This is a genomic window from Microbacterium umsixpiens, from assembly GCF_053543675.1.
Genome location: NZ_JBLVOH010000158.1, coordinates 1 through 2,712, shown reverse-complemented (window position 1 = coordinate 2,712; position 2,712 = coordinate 1). Strand labels below are relative to the sequence as shown.

4 protein-coding genes are annotated in these 2,712 nt (G+C 70.2%); all 4 read right to left on the bottom strand.

The features are described 5' to 3' along the window. A partial coding sequence (locus ACNPM4_RS15670) for an RNA polymerase sigma factor (RefSeq protein WP_448986294.1) occupies window positions 1-320 on the bottom strand: 320 nt, incomplete at its 3' end. A 68-nt stretch (window positions 321-388) separates the two neighbouring features. After that, window positions 389-1,174, bottom strand: a complete 786-nt coding sequence (locus ACNPM4_RS15665) for an NAD-dependent epimerase/dehydratase family protein (protein ID WP_448986293.1) — start codon at window positions 1,172-1,174, stop codon at window positions 389-391. Further along, the gene (locus tag ACNPM4_RS15660; protein WP_448986292.1) at window positions 1,171-2,379 is read right to left on the bottom strand and encodes an MFS transporter; all 1,209 of its coding nucleotides are present in this window, start codon (window positions 2,377-2,379) and stop codon (window positions 1,171-1,173) included. The genes ACNPM4_RS15665 and ACNPM4_RS15660 overlap by 4 nt, the downstream gene beginning before the upstream one ends. Next, window positions 2,376-2,712: Chromate resistance protein ChrB (locus tag ACNPM4_RS15655; RefSeq protein WP_448986291.1), on the bottom strand; the 337-nt coding region annotated here is incomplete at its 5' end. The genes ACNPM4_RS15660 and ACNPM4_RS15655, both read right to left, overlap by 4 nt.

Here is a 2,712-nt window from a genome sequence, read left to right as displayed (position 1 = left end):
TCGTCCGCGGCGACGGGGTCGCTCTGGGCGACGGACGCCTGCAGAGCTCGCCAGTGCTGGGCCTGCGCGCGGCGATGCTGGCCGAGGACGTTCGTCGCGATGCCCATCAGCCACGGCAACGCCGATGGCCTGGACATGTCGTAGCGCCCGCGCTTGCGGAACGCGATCAGGAAGGTCTCGCTCACGACGTCGTCTCTCGCCGCCGGTCCGACGCGGCGGGCGACATAGCCGGAGACCGCGTCGATATGTCGTTCGAAGATCTCGGAGAATTGCTCCGCGGCGTCGAACGATTCACGGATGATGTCGTTGTCGTTGCTCACACTGGTTATTCGTCTCCCGCCGGCATCCGGTTCCATCCCTTCCTGCGGGATCGAGCCGGGCCGCGCGATTACCGGCGCATCCGGTCGGTCGAGTACTCCGCGCTCGCGTACGTCCCGCCCTGTGGCATCGACGCATCGAGTGGCTCTTGGGCACCCCAGTCGGCGGCATCGTCCTGCGGCGTGAAGCCGATCGACGCTCCCGCGTCGAGATCCCACCAGCGCGTCGTGTTCGCGGACACGGCATAGAAGACGGCCGTGTGCTCGGTGGTGGTCATCGCGGCGAGGAACGCGCGCACGGCATCCGCAGGGCTGAGCCAGGTGCGCTGTTCGCGTGCGGATCCCGGTCGCTGCTCATAGCTGCCGATGCGCACCGAGACGGTGCTGATGCCGAACTTGTCGGCGTAGAGCCGGCAGAGCGCTTCGCCCGCCACCTTCGCCACCCCGTAGAAGCCGTCGGGACGGGGCGGCATGTCCGGCGAGACGCGCTCGCCGGAGGGATACATCCCTGTCAGGCGGTTGCTGCTCGCGAAGACCACTCGGGGAACTCCGGCACGTCGAGCGGCATCCAAGACGTGGTAGGTCCCGACGATGTTCACCTCGGCCAGGTCGTGGAAGTCAGCCTCGTCGGCGATCCCGCCGAGATGGATGACACCGTCTGCCCCGGCGAACAGCTCGACGAGAGATTCCAGGTCGCCGAGGTCCATCGTCGTGACGGAGTCATCGGGGCCCACCGGCGACGTCGGGCGGATGTCGGTGGACACCAGCTCGACCTGCTGTTCCGCGAGGGCGGCGCGCAGCGCTGATCCGATGGTTCCCGCAGCACCCGTGACGACCCAACGGCTTCCAGTGATCATGGTCGGATGCTATCCGGGCCGTCGGACACCGCCGGCACCCGCGGCAGCGCTCGGGTGGAAGCGGCCGCAGCCGCGACGACGAGTGCGAGCGCCCCGAGTCCGAGCGGCAGGGTCGCGACCACAGCCACGCCGCCGACGAGCAACGGACCTCCAGCATCGCCCAGTTCCCGGCCGAGCTCGGCCGTTCCCATCGTGCGCCCCATCCGCTCGGGCGGGGTCGTGTCGGCGAGGTGTGCGAACGCGAACGGGGTGGCGACGCCGATCCCGATGCCGAGCAGTCCCGCGGCGAGATAGAGCGTGGGCAGTGCCGGCGAGACGGCGGCGACCAGGATGCCGGCGGCGATGATCCCCAGTCCCACGGCCATCGCGGCGCGATCGCTCAGACGCGCGCTGTCGCGGAAGCGTCCGGCCCAGGGCTGCGTGAGCGCCGAGCTCAGTGCCAGCACCGAGGCGATCGCGATGCTCGCGAACAGGGGCGCCTCTTGCGCGGTCGCAAGCGCGGGGAGGAAGCCGATCGCCGCCCCGAGCGCACCCGTCGACGCGGCGAGCACGAGGGTGGGGATGAGGAACCCGCGCTCGGTCGTCTGACGGATGAGGTCGGCGACCGTGTAGCGGGGGCGGGGAAGCGGCTCGATGCGCGGGAGTGCGATCGCCACCCAGATCGCCGTGACGATCGCCACCACGCTCAGGGAGGCGAAGACCAGTGCGAACCCGCCGAGGAAGAGGAGCCCCGCACCGAGCAGTGGGCCGAGCGTGTAGCCGAGGCCCTTCCATGATCCGTATCGGCCGAAGTACTTCCCTTTCGCGCCGGGTGCGGCCAGGCGGGCGACCGTCGCCGATGCAGCGGGGGAGAAGGCGGATGCCGCGGCACCCTGTCCGAGGCGCGCGACCGCGAGGGCCACGGTGCTCGACGACCACAGACCGATGAGCGACACGAGTCCGAACGCCAGCAGCCCGAAGACGATCACGGGTTTCGCGCCGATCCGGTCGGCCAGGGAGCCGAACACAGGCTTGAGGAACACCTCGGCCAGGTCGTAGATCGCGAGGAGTGCGCCGAGGCGCAGCAGGTCGAGGCCGATGTCCGCGCCGGTCGCGCCGAGGCCGGCCGCGATGCTGTGCGCGCCGAAGGCGGTGACGAAGCCCGCGGCGTAGAGAGGCGCGATCGTGCCCGTCGTTCCCGTCGCGGACGGCAGCTGCCCGCTCACGCGTGGACGGCCTGATAGACGAGATCGGCGAACCGTGCGAGATCGGTCACGCAGGCCGCGAGTCGCACATCGGCCTCTTTCGCGGACGGAGACTCGAACACGTCCCGGCTGCGGATCGTCCGGTGCCAGCGCTGTAGGCGGTCCAGGCTCTGCTCCTCCTCCTCGAGCTCAGCCAGCGTGAACTTCCTCTTCTCGATCTCGCGGGCGATCTCGGCCCGGTACTTGTCGCAGTCGGCGACGAACTCCGCCCAGTCGTCGGCCCGCGCCGCATCGAAGAGTTCGCGCAGCGCGGCGGTGTCGCCCCCGTCGGCCGGGGTGCGCAGCACGAGGATG

Excerpts from the sequence above, each read along its gene's own strand:
- ACNPM4_RS15665 (WP_448986293.1), bottom strand. The coding sequence starts at position 1,174 with ATGATCACTGGAAGCCGTTGGGTCGTCACGGGTGCTGCGGGAACCATC.